The following is a 20,586-nucleotide window of genomic DNA, read 5'->3' as shown; positions in this document are numbered from 1 at the left end:
ACATACCTCTACTCATGAACCCACTTGATACGCCGTTAGGATTTAGTACTAACTTTTTATTTGTACCCGGCACTCGTCCTGAGCGTTTTGTAAAAGCCCTTGATAGCGGAGCTAGCGGTGTCGTATTAGATCTTGAGGATGCTGTTGCCGAGGAAGATAAAGCCAGTGCACGCGATGCAATCCGCGCCGCTTGGCCAAACTTTAGTGATGAGCAAAAGAAACGCTTGGTGATTCGCACGAACTCACCAGGTAGTAAGTTTTATGCAGCCGATCTCATTCTTGCGCAAGAGCTGCAAGTGGCTTGCCTACTCATTCCAAAGAGTGAATCTCTTGATCAAATTAATGGCGCTGCTTTAATACTGCCTAATACGGCAATCATTCCGATGATTGAGACTGCAGTCGGCCTAGATAAGTTGAAAGAAATTGCCAACTCCAATCAGGTCATTCGCCTTGCTTTAGGCAACCTAGATTTACAGGCTGACCTTGGCATGGTTTGCGACCGTCAAGAAACTGAGTTACAAACAGCTCGCTATCAAATTGTTTTAGCTTCTCGCCTAGCGCAGATTGCTCCTCCTATTGATGGGGTCACACCCTCCACTGATGATGTTGAGCGCATCGCTGAGGATGCAGAACGCGCAAAACGTATGGGTTTTGGTGGCAAGCTGTGCATTCATCCTAAGCAGGTCGGCATCGTCATTGCAGCATTTACACCCACTGAAGAAGAGCTGGCATGGGCTCAGCGGGTGATAGATGCAGATAAAGCATCTAAGGGCGGTGCCGTGAAGCTTGATGGCCGCATGATTGATAGGCCTGTAGTGTTATTAGCCCAAAGAACCCTGGCAATTACTGGTAAACACTAGGGTTATTAGCTACAAAAAAGTTTTAAAACTGGCAAAATTGATAAATATAACAACAACATGGAGATCAAATTGAAAGTGAAGAAATTTTTATTTTCAGGAATTGCAGCAGCATTAACCGCTGGCGCATTTCTAAGCACTAGCGCTCTGGCGCAAAAAGACTGGCCCACTAAATCAATCAGCCTGATTGTTCCTTTTGCAGCCGGTGGTCCAACTGACTCTGTAGCACGTCTGATTGCAGTGCCCATGGGTCAAGCGCTTGGCCAAACAGTTGTTGTTGAGAACGTACCAGGCGCTGGTGGCACAATCGCTTCCACCAAAGTAGCGCGTGCAGCTCCAGACGGATACACCATCTACTTGCATCATATGGGTATGGCAACAGCCAATGCCCTGTATGACAAGCTCCCATACGATCCAATGACCAACTTCGAATACATTGGTCAAGTTGCTGACGTGCCTATGGTTCTTTTAGGTAAAAAAGATTTACCAGCAAACAACTTTAAAGAGCTTGAGGCTTACATCAGAGCCAACGGTTCTAAAGTTACGATGGCCAATGCGGGTCCAGGCGCTGTTTCACAGTTATGCGGATTGTTGTTTCAAAGCCGCATGGGTGTGAAGTTAACCAACATTCCTTACAAAGGAACTGGCCCTGCGCTTACCGACTTACTGGGCGGTCAAGTAGACCTTCTTTGCGACCAAACAACTCAAACCATTCCTTACATTAAAGATGGTCGTGTCAAAGCCTACGGTACAACTACCTTAAAGCGTTTGCCTGCCATTCCTAATGTTCCGACTTTGGATGAACAAGGCCTCAAAGGCTTTGAAGTTAAAGTTTGGCATGGTATGTACACACCAAAAGGTGTTCCTAAGCCGATCTTGGATAAGTTGAATGCTGCCTTGAAAAAAGCGCTCAATACTCCTGATGTGCAAAAGCGTCTGGCAGATGCCAATATCGATATTGTCTCTCCAGAGAAGATGACCCCTAACGGTCTCAAGACACATCTTGATGCAGAAATCAATAAATGGGGTCCTATTATTCGTAAAGCGAATATTCCAGACTAAGCATTAATCGCATGAAATAAAAAAGCCAGCATTGCGCTGGCTTTTTTATTTCCTACTAAATACCCGGTTGGGCTAGTAAGTCACCAACCAATCTTAGCCCGGTCTAAATAAGTATCCAGAGCGGGCCTTATCACGACGCCTTCTATAAAGCATTCCAAAAAAGCTAACCAAAGCCCAAATCGCCAAAAAAGGATCGAGCAAGTAATCCCAAAGATTACTAGATTCATGCCACTGAGCCGCCCACGCAAGAATGGCAATGGCAATAATCCAAATGCCTTTCGTCCAATTGGCTAATGCGCAAATAACTGCGAATACTATAACTGCTATTAAAAATGGAAAGGATCCATACCCCCATGCGTAGGGGTCCATCATTCCCAATCCTAGAGCAAATGGATAAAAACAGAACGCCACAATGGCAACGGCAGACCTAAAAGTCATAGGTATCGGCTTACTTGAAGGTAACAATGAGCTCCAGAGCAAGAGAGTTAAGACAATACTGAGGTCACCAGTTACACCGCGTATATAAGCTACTAATGGCAATTCCATGCCTAAGCCTAACGGCCAGAACAATACATTTCCAATTAAGAGAACCAAGAAAATCTTTACCGTGAATGAGAAAGGATTTGGGGAGAATTTTTGCAGAGCCCAAATACAAATAACCGACGTCGTGATAGATAGCTCTATCAAAGGCAAGATTTGCATTAATGAATTCATTATTGGGCCTCCGAATGCTGTACTTCAACTTCTTGTGTCTGCATCTTACTTAAAGCATGTTTTAGCCAAGCACCCGAAAAATAACGATGATGAATTTTTTTACGGTCCCAGGTATAGACCAAATGGGCATCATCACCATCAACAGTAATTAAGTAGGGATATGAAAACTCTTTACGTTGCGCATCATGCAAAGATTCATCATCCTCCAATACCTCAACGACTTGCCACTGCCCTGACTTAGGGTTGCTCATCATTAAAACCAATCGATAGCGACCGTACTCAATATTATTTAAAACCAAGACGTGAGCTCCGTTCTTCAGTGTTACACCCGCCACTGCGGAATTGGGATTGGGAATCGCTAAGTCCCCAGACTGTTGCCAGCTTTGCCCTGCATTTTGTGTGACGCTAACCGGGATTTGCTTTGGTAACCCTGCACTGCGTGTTTGTCGAAAATAAGCGCTAGCATCTTGAGCGTCGTTCACAAACACCAGCGGCTGAATTGCACTGCGGCCAGAGCTCATGCGACGCTTATCGATCACGCGTCCGGCATCCACCCTCAAAAACTCGCCAAAGCGCCCTATCCACTCATGATAGGCAGGCAAGCCCAACAAGCCATCGGCGTACAAGACGCCAGGGGATTTCACGAGAGTACTTAAGTTCAATAACGGCGAGCTAATCAGGCGTTGCGGATTACTCCACGTCAACCCCTCATCATCTGAAATAATTGCAGAAATTGAGCTTCCTGCCCAACCGCCAATAGAAACAGTCACAAAAAATAATTGCAATCTTCCATCTGGCAACCTACTGGGCACGGGGTTGCCTAATTTGGCAATGTAACGCGATAAACCCTTCTCGGCGCTAATACGATCCATAACAACAGTAGGCGCACTCCATTTGGCAGAATGAGAGTCGTATACCGAGCTATAGATTGAGACATCCGCAGCACCCTCACGACTGCCTGCAAACCAGAATGCCCGAACTGCGCCATTTTTTAAAGCGATTAATGAAGCGGCGTGAACCGATGGCGCTCCGGTGTCGGGCAACCAATTCGCTTGTGATGTTGGGAAAGCAATCTTAGATGAAGTCTTGGTCTTGGTTGTAGTAGTTACATACTCATCTGTCGCTTCCTCTGCTTGAGGAAAAGCTGATACTACAAATGGTACCCAAACAGGACGACTATCGATATGAAGAAAGCCCAGGACAGCAGCAAGTAATAAAAAACAGAGTGCAGCAATGCGGCTCATCTACAAACATCCTTCAGGTTTGATAAATCCGGCATCGCAGCTGGAGTAGCAATTAAATACTCATTTACAAATAAATGTTTGGCAATTTGTCCTGCCAACATCTCCGCAATCTCTTCGTTAGAGTGGCGCGCCCGCATCTCCATTCTTTGCCCAACAATCTGACAAGAGTCACATAAGGCTGGCGCAACACCAAGGGGCGAGTGTACCGCTACCAGAGGATAGCTAGCAGTTAATCCATTGATATTGGCGGCGTCCTTGGCTAAATAGCCGTGCAACTTTGCGCCCGGCAATAGCAAACGATACTCCTCATCTTTCGCGCGATAGTCACAAGGAATCCAAACGTCCTTACCTTGTGTCTGGGCAATAGTCTCAGTAGAGTAGCGCCCTAAACGACCCTCCAAGGGCGCAAGACTACTCGTCAAGGCGCAATAAACCAAAAAGCAAGCCGCTAGTGCGAGCATCTTAGTTTGGCTACGCCTAAACAAACCAATCAATACTGCTAAGAAACTCACCGCCATCAATATCCAGTGGCAATAGGAATAAGTCCAGGTACTAGCATCGCCCATGAATTGAGAAAACTGCAGATTGCCGCCAATCCATATTAATAGTGATATCACCAGCAACTGCAATAGCAAGGCAAGTCGGAACCCCCACAAAGGCAACTTATCCCAATACAAAGCAATCAGTGCAGCGAATGCCGGCATCACTGGGAGTAAGTAGCGCCCCGAGCGCTGACTAGGCAAACTAAACACAATGAAGAATGCTGCAATCAATAGCAATAACAACACTTCTTCTAGAGTCAGAAAACGACGTGTACGCCAGCATTGCATCAAAGTGGATATCAGCACAAAACTAAATAAGCCCGCATTTGCAATTGTGGTCAGTAACAGCAACCAAATACTATCGCCGCCGCGCAGCAAATCCATCAGGTAGCTCGATTGGCGAGCAGCAAACTTGCCAGCATTCTCACCCAGGACAAATTCCTTCCAAACCGCCTCAGGATATGGGTCCATGGCAAACCATAAGGCAAATACGCCCAAGGCAAGGACAGCAATGAGGAATAACTTATAAAGATCCCGTATTAATACTTGCGGAATACTCCACTGCCGCCAGCGCCAGTAGTAAAGACCCAAGGCAAAAGAAGCGGGCACGATATAAGCAAAGGATTTTGCAAATAGCGCAAAACCAAAACATATTCCCGCAACGAGTGGGAAAAAGAATTTAGATTCGAATGCGCTCTTACCCCAATATAAGATTGCAAAAAATGGCAGTGATATCCAGAAGACCTCAGGAGGGTCAGCTAAGAATGGGCGGCCATACCGATACGTCGCAAAAAAGGATAGCCAGACTAACGAAGCCAATAATCCAGTCTGCGTTTTTCCACTAAACCGACGTACCGCCAAAAATAAGAAAAAAGCAGTTAAGCCGGTATATAAAACGCTAGGCCAGCGCAAATTAACCAAAGTCCAATCAGACGCCCAGTTGGTACTAGCTATACCCTGCCAAAAGATGAGCGGGGGCTTGGTATTTTTGATGCCATCCATTTCAGACTGTAAAGGCAACCACTGCCCCGCATCTGCCGTCATGCGCACAATATGCATATAAGGATACTCGTCACCGTTTTTGGGCGCAAAACGACTATCTAAACCGTAAAGATAGGTAAATACACCTAAAAGTAGGATTAAAACGGCAGAACGGTAAGAAAATGGGGCACGCATTGGCATAGTTTATAGGGCTTGTAAAAAAGCTCCATAAAACTGCTAATGCATGTTTTTTTGAATGAGCTTATGAAAAATGATTCTGATGTACATATCAATACTCAAGAGTTTCTTGATTAAGATATCAACAAACGAATTTGCAATTTATTACCAAGAAATAATCCGAACGGAGAACTAACACATGCGAGCAAGGTATTTAAAACCCGCAATCCTAGTATCTATTTATATTGGCATAAGCCACTGGAGCAGCACTGCCCTCGCGCAAAATGCTGATGCCAGCAATCTATATAAACGTGGCCTCGCAGCCACCTGTGCTAATTGTCACGGAACTGATGGCAAAGGGGTGGTGGACGGCGGCATGCCTTTAATTAATACCCTCACTAGCGAACAAATGCTAGCCCAACTAAAGGCATTTAAATCTGGCGCACGTGAAGGCACCATTATGCCGCAGCTAGCCAAAGGCTACTCTGACGAGCAACTTGAAACCATCGCCAATCAACTTGGCAAGAAATAATAAGGAAGCCCATCATGGATCGTAGACACTTTATTGGCCAAGGTGCCGCAGCAATTGGCTTACTAGCTGGCTTCTCTGGTCAAGCGCAAGCTAACTTACAAAAAGCAGAAATTGTGGTGATTGGTGGCGGATATGGCGGTGCTACTGCCGCAAAATATCTGCGCTTGTTTTCCAACAACACAGCCAGGGTTACTTTGATCGAGCCCAATACCTCTTTCATCTCTTGCCCAATGTCCAATCTAGTGATTGGTGGTTCACGCACTCTAGCGGAAATCACTTCACCATATGACACACTCAGCAAACGTCATGGCATTAAGATTATTCAAGATAGCGTCAGCAGCATTGACCCCGACAAGAAAACCGTAACGCTAGCATCTGGCAAGACCTTGCGCTACGACAAAGCCGTTGTTTCTCCAGGTGTATCACTGAACTTCAAGAGCATTGAAGGTCTAGCACAAGCTAACAAAGATGGCGTTACTCTGCAAGCCTGGAAGGCTGGGCCAGAAACCGTTGCACTACATAAGCAAATAGCTGCGATGCGTGAAGGCGGTACTTTTGTGATCAGTATTCCAGAAGCCCCATATCGCTGCCCTCCAGGACCATACGAGCGCGCCTGCCAAGTTGCCAACTATCTGAAGCAAAATAATCCTCGCGGCAAGGTGCTAATCCTGGATGCAAACCAAGATGTCACCTCTAAGGGAGGCTTGTTCAAGAAAGTTTGGGCTGAGCAGTATGCTGGAATTATCGAGTACCGACCAAAGAGCAATGTGGTGGGCGTAGATGCTAAAACCAAAACCCTCAAACTCGAAGTTGAGGATGATGTGAAGGCGGATGTTCTCAATGTCTTACCGCAAATGGCTGCTGGTGAAATTGCTATCAAAACTGGTTTAGCAAACTCTAATGGTCGCTGGGTAAATGTGAACTTCCTCAATTTTGAATCGACTGCACGTAAAGATATTCACGTACTAGGTGATGCCATTCAAATTGCGCCATTAATGCCCAAGTCTGGGCACATGGCCAATCAACATGCGAAAGTGGCTGCAGCAGCGATTGTTGCAGAACTCAGTGGTTGGGAAGTGAATCCAGCGCCAGTATTAACTAATACTTGCTATAGCTTTGTTAATTCCAAAGAAGTTGTTCATGTGGCCAGCGTTCACCAATACAACGCGGCAGAAAAGACTTTTAAAACGGTTCCTGGATCTGGCGGTCTATCGCCTGCTCCATCCACCCTTGAGGGAGTCTACGCATGGGGCTGGGCTCATAATATCTGGGCTGATAGCTTGGGTTAATACCTTTAATGCATTCGCTGCTAATAAAAAAGAGACCTTCGGGCCTCTTTTTTATTTCATGTGTCAATTAAGCCTTTTGCTTGCGCCGTCTGCGCCGACTAATCACCAAGAAAGTAATAGCGATAATTGGGGCGGCTATGGCAGCAATAATCTCAGGATGTATGGCGAGGCCAGCCTCTTTACCACCCTTGACGATATACGCCAATAAACCAACTGCGTAATACGTTAGCACCAACACCGACAAACTTTCCACCGTTTCTTGAAGTCTAAGTTGCAGTCTTGCGCGCTGATCCATGCTGGCTAGTAATTTTTGCGTTTGCTGCTCATTTACAAATTCAATTCGGGTTCTCAGGGTTTGGGTTGTTCTAGATATACGGTCAGATAATTCACGTAAACGTCTTTGAGTCCAAATACAGGTTCCCATGGCAGGCTGAAAACGTCGATCCATAAACTCAGATAAAGTTTGTACCCCAGGAATGGATGTCTCATTTAACTCAAGCAGATTTTTGGAAAGCAGTTGGCTGTAAGCTTCAGCAGCGGTAAAGCGCAGACCATATCCCGAGATCCATTGCTCAATACGCGAGGCGAGTCGTGAGAGTTCTTCAAGAAATATGCCGTCTTTCTCGGTATTTACGCCCGACTCTGCTTGTAATTTGGAAATTTTTTCAGATACCGCAGCTAACTCCGACTCCGCCTCTCTTAAAGGCAGCGAAAGGCTTTTGGCCACCGGAAACGAGACCATAGCAACCATGCGGTAAGTTTCGGCCTCTGCTAAACCTCTAGCTATTCGGCCCAGTTGTCTGGATCCCAATACATCATGCGGAATATAGAAAGAAATAAAGCCATCTTCATCAAGCTGCAAGTCGGTCCACAGCTGTGCTTTTTTACCTGAGAGAATAAAACTGCCAAGTACAGTGTTGCCACTAAATATTTCAGAAACTTCTAAAGCCTCAGCAAATAAAGGGCGATGCTCAAACACTAAATCTAAGGCAGAAATTCTTTGCCCGCCAGCCTCGGAAATAGTCGGGCATCCCAAGTTTGTAAATAGCAAATCAAGATCACGCTCAATCTCTAATCTCGACTTGAGCAAAGGTTCCTTGACCTTAGTCTTATTGTGGACAATAACTGCAATAGTTGCGAATTCACCATGCAACTCCCATTTCACTAAAACTCTTTCCGGTTCTGGCGCCAAATGTAGCGTCATAAATGAGTGATCATCTCGCTTGGGGACGCAACCTAAAGCATGGCTTAGCTTTTGTACCCAAGCAATCTGCTGCTGACGTGTCGCAGGATCCAATAAGAAGGATTGGGATATTACCCTCTCATTCGGCCACAATGGAATAGGAGGTCGAGCATGAACCTCTTCATGTAACAGCGCTCTTGAGGGGTGATCGTATGGTCTCATAGATTTTGTAATTTTTATTTATTTAGATCATATACCTAAGCCATATTGAAACCCATCGATACATCTAAATAGGTTCCTTATTAATGTCTAAATCCTCATAACCGTAGGGATGCTCACCCCTGTTCAAGCAATTGCGCACATAGTCAATGCTTGTTCGTAAGGCGTAGTAATCGCTAGACATCCGTTTGGATATCTTGATTCTGAGCGCCTGATACTCGAGCAAATTAAGCCTTTTTAAATACTCTTCACGCTGCTCATCATCAAAGCCATCCAATAATTCTTGCTCCAGATCTTTAAGAGAACCATATAAACGAGTAATCTTGTTTTGCATTCGCTTAGCACGATATCCCGGAAGCGCCTGCAAAAGTGGGTAAGCCAAAACACAAAAAGGCAGCAAGACAAAAACAAGGCGATTAAGCAGCTCAGCAATCCAAAAAGGGAAATAGGCGGCCAGCAATGGGTAATTATTTTTTTCAAAATGTACCGCAACAGGGCTTTCAGGCAACATGGAATCTTTGAATGATGGAAACTCTCCACGTTTAGCAAAGAAAGATTCTTGTCCATTAATTTCTCTTGCCGCTTCTAAAAACAGAAATTGAATTGCTGGATGCATGCGATCATCAATCAGGAGATTTGTCGTAGTGGCAAGCAGCTTTGTATCAGACGGGGGAAAGTTGCGCGCCAAATCAAAAGATCCCTGAGGCACATCCAAAATATGAAGATAGGGCAGAATTTTGTTATAGGCCTCAGCACGCTTAAATGCAACAACATGCAAAGCCGGATCATTCAAAAGAGTCTGAACATTGGGCGCATCATAAGCATCCACGATAAAAGCGCCGTCAATTTTCTCTGCTTGCAGAGCCTTTACAGCATCACTGCCAGAGAGGTATACAAACTGCGGAAGATGCTCAAAACCTGAGATCTTCAGAATCTTTTGGGCTTGTGCATGGGTTCCACTTCCCTTGATACCTATAGATATAGTCTTAGAGGAGAAATATTTAAAGTGTCCTTTACGTTCCTCTAGGTCACTATTCTTCACCTCTGGTCCACGATAAAAAAACCAGATTGGATCGTAAGCGATTGCACCTAGCGATTGAATTCCTTTGACCTCCTTGGTATGAGCAACGCCTGCCTGCACGAAGGCGGCTTGAACAGGGTCATTACGATCGGCTAAGCGATCAATATTTTCCTGGGCGCCAAAAGTTGGCACCAACTCAAGAGTTACTCCTTTTTTGGCAAAAAAATCCGCATACTTTTTACCAAGGGCCTCATAAGAGCCGCCTGAAGCTCCAGTAGCCATGAGCACATGCCTCGGAGGTGGAGGATCGGCATACAGCCATACACCCATCAAGATCGCAAGCAAAATAATCAGCAGGGGCCAGGTCTCTTGTAAAAATTGGGTAAAGTCGCCCCACTTCTCCTGAGCGCTCTCAGAAAGACCTAAGAATGTCTCTTGAATGTCTTGTTTGAAACTTCCCATGCGCTACCGATCTGCAAAATTTACTAAAGCTAATGATAATGATCTTATTCAGATTTTTTCAATTTGCTTTTGGACGCCCTAAAACCATGATGAATCTCAGAAAATCCCAAGATCGTGGCTATGCCGACCATGGCTGGCTAAAAAGCTGTCATTCCTTTTCATTTGCCGGCTACCACGACCCGCAATTTATGGGCTGGGGAAACTTGCGCGTAATTAATGAGGATCGCATTGCAGCCGGAATGGGCTTTGGCAAGCATGGGCATCGCAATATGGAAATTATTAGCTATGTTCTCTCTGGTGAGTTAGCGCATCAAGACAGTATGGGAAATATCGAATCCATCCCCCCGGGTGATGTACAGCGCATGAGCGCGGGTAGTGGCGTGACTCATAGCGAGTTCAATCACGCCAAAGACCAAACCACCCATTTCCTACAAATCTGGATAGAGCCTAATGTTGCTGAGATTGAGCCTAGCTACGAACAAAAAACCATTCCGGTAATTGAGAAAGATGGGAAGCTACGCATCATCGCCTCCCCATCCGGAAATGATGGCGCCGTAAAAATTCATGCAGATGCGAAGGTTTATGCCGGACTTTTCAATGGCCCTCAATCAGCAATGCTAAATCTAGCCCCCAAGAGAAAGGCTTATGCCCATCTCATTCGCGGAACACTCACCATTAACGGTCAACAGTTAGTCGGCGGCGATGCCCTGTTTATTGAAGACGAGCCCTCGCTCGTGATCAGCGATGGTGTTGATGCAGAAGTGTTGATATTTGACTTGAGTCATTAAATATTTGGCCTGCAAGATATACGATTACCTCAATACCTAAAAAGCCATAAGATTATGATTGAAACCTCTGGAAAAAAACTTGCTGGCCCAATTATTCGCTTACACCCCAATGACAATATTGTGGTTGCACGAGTAGATATTGGGATTGGCACTGAAGTTCCAAGCGAGGATTTCACGAGCCGCAGTCAAGTGCCCGCAGGTTACAAAATCGCATCTAAGAAAATATTAAAAGGCGAACCCATCCTCAAATACAACGTTACCGTAGGGTTTGCCAATACCGATATTGAAGCTGGCACAATGGTCCATAGCCACAATACTGAGTTTCGTGAGTTTGATCGTGACTATGCATATGCAAGCGAATACAAGCCCACATCCTTATTGCCAGAATCTGAACGTGCTACCTTCCAAGGCTATGTCAGATCAAATGGCAAAGTAGGAACGCGCAACTTTATTGGCATCCTTTCTACCGTAAATTGCTCTGCAACAGTTGTGAATAAGATTGCAGATTGGTTTACGCCGGAGCGACTCAAAGATTTTCCTAATGTAGATGGCGTGGTGGCATTCAGTCACGACATTGGCTGTGGTATGGAGATGAGTGGTGAACCCATGGAGTTACTACGCCGCACGATGGCCGGCTATGCGCGGCACCCTAACCTGGCTGCCGCGCTCATTGTAGGTCTTGGCTGTGAGCGCAATCAGCTCAAGGGCCTGATGGAGCAAGAAGACCTCACGGCGAATGCTAACTTGCATACCTTCATCATGCAAGAAACAGGCGGCACACGTAAAACAATCGAAGCCGGTATTGAAGCAGTCAAAGCATTGCTACCTGAAGCAAATAAGGCTAAGCGTGAAACCGTTTCAGCAAGCCATTTATGTGTTGGCCTGCAATGTGGCGGATCGGATGGCTTCTCTTCCATTACGGCTAATCCAGCCTTAGGTGCAGCCATTGATATTTTGTCGCGTCACGGCGGAACCGGTATTCTTTCAGAGACGCCCGAGATTTACGGTGTAGAGCACACCCTCACCCGTCGTGCAGCAAGTAAAGCAGTTGGCGAAAAACTCATTCGACGTATTCGCTGGTGGAAAGACGAATACTCCGTTGGTAGGGATGTACAAATTAATGGACAAGTAAGTCCTGGCAATCAAATCGGTGGGCTAGCCAACATCTTCGAAAAGTCACTAGGCTCCTCCATGAAAGGCGGTACGGGCCCACTGATGGAAGTCTATAAGTATGCTGAGCCAGTCACAGCCAAAGGTTTCGTATTTATGGACACCCCCGGATTTGATCCAGTATCCGCCACTGGGCAAATAGCTGGAGGTGCTAATCTAATTGCCTTCACTACGGGTCGAGGCTCTATGTTCGGCTCTAAGCCAGCTCCCTGCATCAAATTAGCCACCAATACCCCTATGTATCAACGCCTTACTGAAGATATGGACATTAATTGCGGGGAAATTTTGGACGGTACTGTAACCGTCCAAGAAATGGGGCAACGTATATTTGACCTATTTCTCAGGACCGCCTCTGGCGAAGCCTCTAAGAGTGAGCTACTCGGTTTAGGCGACTATGAATTTGTCCCCTGGCAAATTGGGGTAATGAGCTAAGAGAACTGTAGAATTAATCCTATTAGCTCAACCCAGATAGAAACGACACTGAAACAGGCTTATGAAATTTAAGGATTACTACGAAACTCTCGGCGTTGCTCGCAGCGCCACTGAGGCTGAAATCAAATCAGCCTATCGCAAATTAGCGCGCAAATACCATCCGGACGTCAACAAAGAAGCTGGTGCTGAAGAACAGTTCAAGCAAATCGGTGAAGCGTATGCTGTTTTAAAAGACACTGAAAAGCGTGCAGCCTATGATCGCTTTGGCGAAAACTGGAAGAACGGCCAAGACTTCACACCTCCCCCCAATTGGAATGAAGGTTTTGAATTTTCTGATGCTGGCTTTGGTGGTGGTCATCCAGGTTATGGCGGGGGCTTTGAGGGTGATCAAAGCGAATTCTTTGAATCTCTTTTTGGCAGAGGCAAACATCGTCAAGGCGGTCGCGGCAGCGGCCGTCAGGGAATGAACTTCAAAGGACAGGATCACCACGCTAAAATCCTGATCGATCTTGCAGACGCCTATAATGGGGCCAAACGCACTATTGCCTTGCATATGCCCACACAAGATGCGAGTGGCCATGTCAGCACACAAGAGCGCAAGCTAGACGTCAGCATTCCTAAAGGTATTAAAGCCGGACAAAATCTGCGCCTTTCTGGGCAAGGCGGTCCCGGCATGGGCGAAGGCCCTGCTGGTGATCTCTATTTAGAAATCGACTTTCATCCAAACCCCATCTATCGTGTAGAGGGTAAGGATGTCTTTATTGATATTCCTTTGGCGCCATGGGAAGCAGCATTAGGTACGACAGTCAATGTGCCCACTCCAGCAGGCAGCACTCTAGAATTAAAGATCCCAGCAGGAACAGTGGCAGGTCGCAAAATGCGCCTCAAAGGTAAAGGTATTCCCAGCTCAGAACCAGGCGATTTATATGTAGTACCTACGATAGCGCTGCCGCCAGCACAAACTGATGCTCAAAAAGAAGCCTATCAAAACTTTGAGAAGGCTTTTGATTTCAACCCTAGATCTCACTTGAAGGGATGATGGATATGACACAAACAAATATCACTTGGATTGAAGGCGAAGTTGTTGAGAACGAAGTTCATATGACGATTGTTGAGCTTTCGCATGCCTCACGCACACCAGAAGATCTCATCATGACTTGGGTTTCTGAGGGCGTACTAAGCCCAGCAGGATCTTCGCCTGAAGATTGGCGCTTTAGTGGTGACTCATTAAGAAGAGCCAAAACTGCAGCTCACCTCACGCACGATCTTGAGCTGAATGTGCCTGGGGTTGCACTAGCACTCGATCTGCTTGATGAAATTGCCCAGCTGCGCACGCGTTTAAAGTAATGCAATTAAGCTCGTAACAACTTAGGATTCAGAGCGACTTAAGAGTAGCTCCCAACGCTGTAACTTTTGATCTAAATCGGCAGTAATTTCACTCAGACGCGCCTGCATGCTCGCTGCTAGCTCAGGCTCATTCTTATACAAATCCGAATTGCTCATCGCAATTCCAATATCTGCTTGCTCAGTTTCTAGTGCTTCGATCTGCAATGGCAAGGCTTCTAACTCTTGGCGCTCTTTACCATTGAGCTTTTGAACACCACTTTTGGTGGTTGGCTTAGCTTCTGGCTTTAATTCAGCCTTTACCTCTGACTTTTCTACTGATTTAGAGGTAGCGTTAGCAGCGCGGATCTTGTCTGAACGCGCCTTTTGAATCTTCCAGTCTTCATAGCCGCCTTCATATTCACGCCAGAAGCCGCCACCCTCATTTGCAATGATGCTTGTTACTACATTATCCAAGAAGTAACGATCGTGGCTGACCAGAAAAACGGTACCTTTGTAATCTTGCAAGAGCTGCTCAAGCAAATCCAGAGTATCGATATCTAAGTCGTTGGTCGGCTCATCCAATACCAGCACGTTAGCTGGTCTTGCAAAAAGTCTAGCGAGTAGCAAACGGTTACGCTCACCACCAGACAAGGTGCTTACCGGTGAATTGGTTCTCTCGGGTGCGAATAAGAAATCACTCAGATAACTCTTAACGTGTTTTTTGTTGCCATTGATTTCTATCCACTCACTACCTGGGCTAATGTAATCTTCCAATGAAGCATTGAGATCCAGCCCTTCACGCATTTGATCAAAGTAGGCAACCTCAATTCGGGTGCCCATCGTTGCAGTACCTGAGTCTGGTGCAATGGCACCCAAAATCAACTTGAGCAAGGTTGTCTTACCAGCGCCATTAGGACCTAATAGACCAACCTTATCGCCACGCAAAATCGTAGCTGTAAAATCCTTCACAATCGGACGGTCATAAGACTTGCTGACGTTTTGCAGATCCGCCACAATCTTGCCGCTACGGTCTCCCGAAGAAACTGCTAACTTCACCTGCCCCATAGCATCTCTGCGTTCAGCACGGCTAGCACGTAACTTTTCTAAGCGAGCGATACGAGCCACACTGCGCGTCCGACGTGCCTCAACCCCTTTGCGAATCCAAACCTCTTCTTGGGCCAACAATTTATCTGCCCGAGCATTAGCTAAAGACTCTGCATTAAGCTCCTGCTCTTTTAATACTTCATATTGCGTAAAGTTGCCGGGATAGCTGCGCAAAATACCGCGATCAAGCTCAACAATTTGTGTGCAAACGTTATCCAAAAAGGCGCGATCATGAGTAATCAAAATAACTGAGCCTTGATATTCCTTAAGCAACTCTTCTAACCAAGCGATAGAATCTAAATCCAAATGGTTGGTTGGTTCATCTAGCAAGAGTACGTCAGGCACCTCTACCAAAGCACGTGCCAAAGCTACCCGCTTTTTGGTCCCACCAGAAAGTGTATTGATTTTTAGATCTGCTTCTAGATGTAGGCGATCTAAGGTTTCGTGAACACGCTGTTCCCAGTTCCACCCACTTAAAGCTTCCAATTGGGATTGCACTTCATCTAGGCGGAGATGGGAAGCATCATCCCACTCACCGATGCTAAGCGCCTCATATTCTTCGCGCAAAGCTTTCGCTTGCGCCACACCCTTAGATACCGCATCAAAAACGGTTTCCTCAGCCTCAAAAATTGGCTCCTGAGGAACGTAAGCAATGCGTAGCCCCTGTTGGTACTGCAGAAGGCCGTCATCCATTTTTTCGATGCCAGCCAAGATCTTCAATAAAGAAGATTTGCCGGTGCCATTACGGCCAATTAAGCCAACACGCTCACCGGATTCCAGTGAAAAAGCAGTATTTGCGAGGAGGTCAACGTGGCCAAAAGCCAGTTTTGCATCAGTAAGTACGATTAAAGCCATGGCGACATTATCGTCACTTCCCCAAAAGACGAGATATTTTGCTAAATTTCTGCGAGACTATCTCTATATGGTCTGCAAATTAACCCCTTCTGCGCCCCGCCTCATCCTATTCGCTGGTCATGCAGGCACAGGCAAGTCTACTTTAGCAAAACAAGCATTGCCTTTGATTATTGAGAAAACCGGGGAGGATTTTTTCTTTCTCGACAAAGACACTGTCTATGGTGCTTTTAGTGCTCATGTGATGGAACTTACCACACAAAACCCAAATGATCGGGATAGTCCCTTCTATCTTGAAAATCTCCGCGATTGGGAATATCAGGGGCTCATTGATATCGCAAAGGAAAATTTACTTCTTGGTGTAAATGTCATTCTGGTAGGGCCATTCTCGAGAGAGATTCAGAGCGGCCTAATGTTTGATGCACAAGCCCTAGGCGTGCCTCCGCAAACCACCATACAGATTGCTTGGATTGATTTAGATGTGTCTGAAGCCAAAAAACGTATGAGGAAACGTGCAGACCCTCGAGATGAGTGGAAGCTAGCCCACTGGGATCAATACGTAATCCGCAGAACTGAGCCACCTACGCACGCCTTATTGCATCGATTCGATAACTCTGCTTTCAATGAAGTATCTTTTGAGAAACTCATCGATGATCTAGTGAGATAAAAGAAAAAAGGCAAAAAATAGGGCTCCTAAGGAGCCCTATCTCAAGACCTAAGAACTGAATTCTTAGAACTTGTAAGTCACACCTACAGCAGGCATCCATGGATTCAATGTCAACTTACCAAGATTTGTTCCGCCTTGAACTGTAGTTACATTTGTGCTCATTGTTGCGTATTTAACGTCCAAGTTTAAACCCCAGTTTTTATCAAACATGTAGTCCATGCCAACTTGACCAACTACACCAACGCTGGAATTATCAACTTGCACAGCATTTCCTAAAGCTGGGAAATTTTGGCGATTACCAAAGATGGTGTAGTTAACACCAAGACCAACGTAGGGCTTGAAAGCACCTAAATCAGTAAAGTGGTATTGAGCCAATAAAGATGGCGGCAACGCAGTGACCTTACCAATATTCTGTTGGCCAGCACCTAGATTACCGTAAATATTTACCTGTTGCGGCCAAGTTAAAACCAACTCAGCAGCGATATTTTTAGTAAAGAAATATGAAACGTCAAATTCTGGGATCCAACGATTTTGAGCCTTTACATCCAAATCTTGAACAGTAGATGACTGTCCATTCTGAAATAGAACGTCCACAGCACGTACGCGCACCATCCAAGGATTCTCTTGTGCTTGAGCTTGGGCCGCGATTGGGGCTAAAGATGTTACTGCAGCCATTGCTGCTACGAGTGACTTAATACGCATGATGGTTTCCCTTTTTGTTATCAATTTCGATGAAACTATTTTCGAATTGATACCAATGTGAGAATTTGATGCAAATCAAATGAAAAGAGCTTGTGAATTTTTGAATTGCTAAAAAGCAACACTGTTTTAGTGCTTATTTGATCTAGATCAAATAGCTAGTGAATTGCCCTATAAAACTTTGGAGTAAGTTCCCTTTGCCTGAGATTCTCTAAGGTGCCGGTCAAAAGTCATGGCGACTCGTCTAGCTAATAGCCGCCCTTTTGTGGGAACCATGATCGTTTCGCCTTCCCAATTCAGAAGGCCGGCCTCACCTAGATGTTTTAGTTCTTCAATCTCAGCCTTAAAGTAAGCTTGAAAATCAATCTGGTGTGATTTAGCAAAGGACTTTGTATCCAACGCAAATTGACACATAAGTTCGCCAATTAACTCACGACGCAACAAGTCATCTTGATCAAGTCTTAAACCGCGCAGTACTGGAAGATGCCCATGATCTAGAACCTTGTAGTATTCATCTAAGGTTCGTACATTTTGCGAATAGCAATCATCTACCTTGCCAATAGAAGAGATACCAAAAGCCAATAGATCGCACTCTGCCTGTGTAGAGTAGCCCTGAAAATTCCGATGAAGCTTGCCCTCTATTTGAGCGATCGCAAGTTCATCATCAGGCTTAGCAAAATGATCCATCCCAATAAAGACGTAGCCAGCCTCACCCAGACGCTCAATAGTGTTGGATAGAATATCCAACTTATCAGCTGCTGGAGGTAAGTCAGCTTCAGCTATTCGACGCTGAGGTTTAAATATATGCGGCAGATGCGCATAGTTATAGACTGATAAGCGATCGGGATTCATGGCCAATACTGCATCTACGGTTTCTTTAAAGGTTGCTGGTGTTTGCTTAGGAAGGCCGTAGATTAAATCCACACTGCGCGATTTAAATCCATACTTTCTGGACCAATCGATGACAGCTTGAGTTTCTTCGGTTGTTTGTATTCGGTGCACCGCTTCTTGTACTGCTAAGTTGAAATCCTGCACACCCAAACTAATGCGGTTAAAGCCTAACTCAGCCAAAAGTGCAATGTCTTTTTCAGTAACACGCCTAGGATCAATCTCTATAGAATATTCGCCGCCAGGCAATAACTCAAAATGCTCTCGGGTGTGCTGCATCAACTCAATCATCTCTTCATGTGAGAGAAACGTAGGTGTTCCGCCACCCCAATGTAATTGCGTGATTGGGATCTTTCTGTGGGCGCACATGGCTTTAGTAACCATAACCATTTCTTTAGCGAGGTACTTAATGTACTTAGCACTGCGCCCATGATCTTTGGTAATAATTTTGTTACAACCACAGTAGTAACAGATATTGGGGCAGAACGGCAGATGGAAATAAAGAGAAAGTGGATCATTCGCTTTTGCCACCCGCTCTAGTGCGCCTAAATAATCGGCCTCGGAGAATTTATTATGAAAGCGATCAGCGCTGGGATAAGACGTATAGCGAGGTCCATTGATATCAAATTTTTTCAACAGCTCAGGATGAAATAAAACTTCTTTCTCTTGGGCTGAAGATGAATTTGTTACAGAGGTCATGGAGGGCTTATATGGAGTTACTTTGACAAATAGTCTAGTGCTACTGCTTCCGCTACTTTAATCCCATCGACACCTGCAGACAAGATTCCCCCCGCATAACCTGCGCCCTCGCCTGCTGGGTACAGTCCCTTGATGTTGAGGCTTTGATAGTTGGCGCCGCGTGTAATTCGCAAAGGAGAGGAAGTGCGCGTCTCGACTCCAGTCAATACAGCATCCTTCATTGAGAAGCCTTTGATTTGTTTCTCAAATGCCGGTATCGCCTCTCGAATAGCCTCAATAGCATAAGCAGGCAAACTATCAGCAAGATCCGTTAGATGAACACCAGGCTTGTAGGATGGCAAAACACTGCCGAAGTCAGTAGAAGCTTTGCCCTCTAAAAAATCACCGATCAACTGACCGGGGGCCTCATACGTACCACCACCCAATTCAAAGGCCTTAGACTCGATTGCCCTCTGAAACTCAATACCTGCCAGTGGACCACCTGGATAATCATCCGGAGTAATGCCTACTACGATGCCGGCATTGGCATTGCGTTCATTGCGCGAGTATTGGCTCATGCCATTGGTGACGACCCTATTTGGCTCTGATGTTGCAGCAACAACTGTTCCGCCTGGGCACATACAGAAGCTGTAGACCGAGCGGCCATTTTTAGCGTGATGAACCAACTTATAGTCCGCGGCACCAATCAGCTCATTACCCGCATGAGGACCGAGGCGCGCCCTATCAATCATTGACTGCGGATGCTCAATGCGAAAGCCTACTGAGAATGGCTTGGCTTCCATATAGACACCAGCATGATGCAATGCCTCAAAAGTATCGCGCGCGCTATGTCCTAAAGCCAAAATCACGTGGCTCGCTGGCAAATCAGGTTGCCCCTCAATCTTGACCCCGGTGATTTGCTCATTCTGAATGTCAAAGCCAATCACCTTTTGAGTAAATCGTATCTCGCCGCCTAGCTCAATAATTTCTTGGCGCATCTTCTCCACTACGCCAACTAGGCGGAAGGTGCCGATGTGAGGCTTGGCTACATAAGTAATTTCTTCAGGGGCTCCGGCCTTCACAAACTCATGAATGACTTTGCGTCCATAAAACTTAGGATCCTTAATCTGGCTATACAACTTGCCATCCGAAAATGTACCAGCTCCGCCCTCGCCAAACTGAACATTCGATTCTGGATTCAGTGTATTTTTGCGCCATAGGCCCCAAGTATCTTGAGTGCGTTCGCGCACTTTTTTACCGCGCTCCAAAACAATTGGCTTAAAGCCCATTTGTGCCAGCACTAGGGCAGCAAAAATTCCGCAGGGGCCAAAACCGATTACTACTGGGCGCAGCACTTTTCCCGATTCGATGGATTCAGGCGCTTTGGCCACAAAGTGGTAACTCATATCTGGAGATGGTCTAATATGAATATCACCTGCAAATTTTTTCAGCAGCACATCTTCTTTCTTAACGGATAAATCTACGGTGTAGATGAAAGATAAGGCAAGGTTTTTACGGGCATCGTAACTTCGCTTAAAAACCTCAAAACCTATTAAGTCCTTAGCACTCAAATCCAATCGTTTCAGAATCGCCTGCTCCACAGCTTCTGGAGCATGGTCAATAGGAAGACGCAATTCAGTAATACGGATCATGGAGTTTTACGATACACAGTGATTTAAGGCCTTTTTAGACCCCGAAG

The 20,586-nt window shown here is 45.7% G+C and carries 18 protein-coding genes; 9 read left to right on the top strand and 9 right to left on the bottom strand.

Going from position 1 to position 20,586, the window contains the following annotated elements:
- Positions 1 to 14 precede the first annotated feature (14 nt).
- Positions 15 to 860: a CoA ester lyase gene (locus ICE93_RS06585; protein ID WP_216186696.1), complete on the top strand. Its 846-nt coding sequence runs from the start codon at positions 15 to 17 to the stop codon at positions 858 to 860.
- A gap of 57 nt (positions 861 to 917) precedes the next feature.
- Entirely contained in the window at positions 918 to 1,919 is a 1,002-nt protein-coding gene (locus ICE93_RS06580) for a tripartite tricarboxylate transporter substrate-binding protein (protein ID WP_216186694.1), read from the top strand.
- A 93-nt stretch (positions 1,920 to 2,012) separates the two neighbouring features.
- Here the strand turns inward: ICE93_RS06580 and ICE93_RS06575 are convergent, their stop codons facing one another.
- From ICE93_RS06575 to ICE93_RS06565, 3 genes are read right to left on the bottom strand one after another with little or no spacing between them, the layout of a single operon-like run.
- The gene (locus ICE93_RS06575) at positions 2,013 to 2,633 is read right to left on the bottom strand and encodes a hypothetical protein (RefSeq protein WP_216186693.1); all 621 of its coding nucleotides are present in this window, start codon (positions 2,631 to 2,633) and stop codon (positions 2,013 to 2,015) included.
- The gene (locus tag ICE93_RS06570) at positions 2,633 to 3,877 is read right to left on the bottom strand and encodes an exo-alpha-sialidase (RefSeq protein WP_216186691.1); all 1,245 of its coding nucleotides are present in this window, start codon (positions 3,875 to 3,877) and stop codon (positions 2,633 to 2,635) included. The genes ICE93_RS06575 and ICE93_RS06570 overlap by 1 nt, the downstream gene beginning before the upstream one ends.
- Positions 3,874 to 5,595, bottom strand: a complete 1,722-nt coding sequence (locus tag ICE93_RS06565; protein WP_216186688.1) for a glycosyltransferase family 39 protein — start codon at positions 5,593 to 5,595, stop codon at positions 3,874 to 3,876. The genes ICE93_RS06570 and ICE93_RS06565 overlap by 4 nt, the downstream gene beginning before the upstream one ends.
- 181 nt (positions 5,596 to 5,776) lie before the next feature.
- On the opposite strand from ICE93_RS06565, the gene ICE93_RS06560 reads away from it, so the two are divergent.
- Both ICE93_RS06560 and ICE93_RS06555 read left to right on the top strand, forming a co-directional pair.
- Complete coding sequence (locus ICE93_RS06560; RefSeq protein WP_216186686.1) at positions 5,777 to 6,109, top strand: c-type cytochrome; 333 nt, start codon at positions 5,777 to 5,779, stop codon at positions 6,107 to 6,109.
- A gap of 14 nt (positions 6,110 to 6,123) precedes the next feature.
- The gene (locus tag ICE93_RS06555) at positions 6,124 to 7,398 is read left to right on the top strand and encodes an NAD(P)/FAD-dependent oxidoreductase (RefSeq protein ID WP_216186684.1); all 1,275 of its coding nucleotides are present in this window, start codon (positions 6,124 to 6,126) and stop codon (positions 7,396 to 7,398) included.
- A 67-nt stretch (positions 7,399 to 7,465) separates the two neighbouring features.
- On the opposite strand, the gene ICE93_RS06550 is transcribed toward ICE93_RS06555, so the two are convergent.
- Complete coding sequence (locus ICE93_RS06550; RefSeq protein ID WP_216186682.1) at positions 7,466 to 8,803, bottom strand: DUF3422 domain-containing protein; 1,338 nt, start codon at positions 8,801 to 8,803, stop codon at positions 7,466 to 7,468.
- Between the two features lie 64 nt (positions 8,804 to 8,867).
- Positions 8,868 to 10,283 (bottom strand): TAXI family TRAP transporter solute-binding subunit, encoded by a 1,416-nt coding sequence (locus tag ICE93_RS06545; RefSeq protein WP_216186680.1) that lies wholly within the window; start codon positions 10,281 to 10,283, stop codon positions 8,868 to 8,870.
- 86 nt (positions 10,284 to 10,369) lie between these two features.
- Between ICE93_RS06545 and ICE93_RS06540 the strand changes: the two genes are divergently transcribed.
- The 4 genes from ICE93_RS06540 to ICE93_RS06525 all read left to right on the top strand — a co-directional run bounded on the left by ICE93_RS06540 (position 10,370) and on the right by ICE93_RS06525 (position 14,020).
- Positions 10,370 to 11,071 (top strand): pirin family protein, encoded by a 702-nt coding sequence (locus tag ICE93_RS06540; RefSeq protein WP_216188300.1) that lies wholly within the window; start codon positions 10,370 to 10,372, stop codon positions 11,069 to 11,071.
- A 54-nt stretch (positions 11,072 to 11,125) separates the two neighbouring features.
- On the top strand, positions 11,126 to 12,673 hold the full coding sequence (locus ICE93_RS06535; RefSeq protein ID WP_216186678.1) for a UxaA family hydrolase: 1,548 nt from the start codon (positions 11,126 to 11,128) through the stop codon (positions 12,671 to 12,673).
- 61 nt (positions 12,674 to 12,734) lie between these two features.
- A complete protein-coding gene (locus tag ICE93_RS06530) occupies positions 12,735 to 13,712 on the top strand; it encodes a DnaJ C-terminal domain-containing protein (RefSeq protein ID WP_216186676.1) in 978 nt (325 codons plus the stop codon).
- Between the two features lie 5 nt (positions 13,713 to 13,717).
- A complete protein-coding gene (locus ICE93_RS06525) occupies positions 13,718 to 14,020 on the top strand; it encodes a chaperone modulator CbpM (RefSeq protein ID WP_216186674.1) in 303 nt (100 codons plus the stop codon).
- A 21-nt stretch (positions 14,021 to 14,041) separates the two neighbouring features.
- On the opposite strand, the gene ICE93_RS06520 is transcribed toward ICE93_RS06525, so the two are convergent.
- Positions 14,042 to 15,958, bottom strand: a complete 1,917-nt coding sequence (locus ICE93_RS06520; protein WP_216186672.1) for an ATP-binding cassette domain-containing protein — start codon at positions 15,956 to 15,958, stop codon at positions 14,042 to 14,044.
- 67 nt (positions 15,959 to 16,025) lie between these two features.
- Between ICE93_RS06520 and ICE93_RS06515 the strand changes: the two genes are divergently transcribed.
- Entirely contained in the window at positions 16,026 to 16,622 is a 597-nt protein-coding gene (locus ICE93_RS06515; RefSeq protein WP_216186670.1) for an AAA family ATPase, read from the top strand.
- 63 nt (positions 16,623 to 16,685) lie between these two features.
- On the opposite strand, the gene ICE93_RS06510 is transcribed toward ICE93_RS06515, so the two are convergent.
- From ICE93_RS06510 to ICE93_RS06500, 3 genes are all read right to left on the bottom strand, one after another.
- Entirely contained in the window at positions 16,686 to 17,324 is a 639-nt protein-coding gene (locus ICE93_RS06510; protein WP_216186668.1) for an OmpW family protein, read from the bottom strand.
- A gap of 168 nt (positions 17,325 to 17,492) precedes the next feature.
- The gene (gene hemN / locus ICE93_RS06505; protein ID WP_216186666.1) at positions 17,493 to 18,908 is read right to left on the bottom strand and encodes an oxygen-independent coproporphyrinogen III oxidase; all 1,416 of its coding nucleotides are present in this window, start codon (positions 18,906 to 18,908) and stop codon (positions 17,493 to 17,495) included.
- Between the two features lie 17 nt (positions 18,909 to 18,925).
- Positions 18,926 to 20,539 carry an NAD(P)/FAD-dependent oxidoreductase gene (locus ICE93_RS06500; RefSeq protein ID WP_216186664.1) on the bottom strand — a complete coding sequence of 538 codons (1,614 nt, stop codon included), beginning with the start codon at positions 20,537 to 20,539 and terminating at the stop codon, positions 18,926 to 18,928.
- Between the last annotated feature and the right edge of the window lie 47 nt (positions 20,540 to 20,586).

The organism is Polynucleobacter sp. MWH-HuK1 (assembly GCF_018881815.1).
Classification (GTDB): domain Bacteria; phylum Pseudomonadota; class Gammaproteobacteria; order Burkholderiales; family Burkholderiaceae; genus Polynucleobacter.
This window is presented reverse-complemented; position numbering and strand designations above follow the sequence as displayed.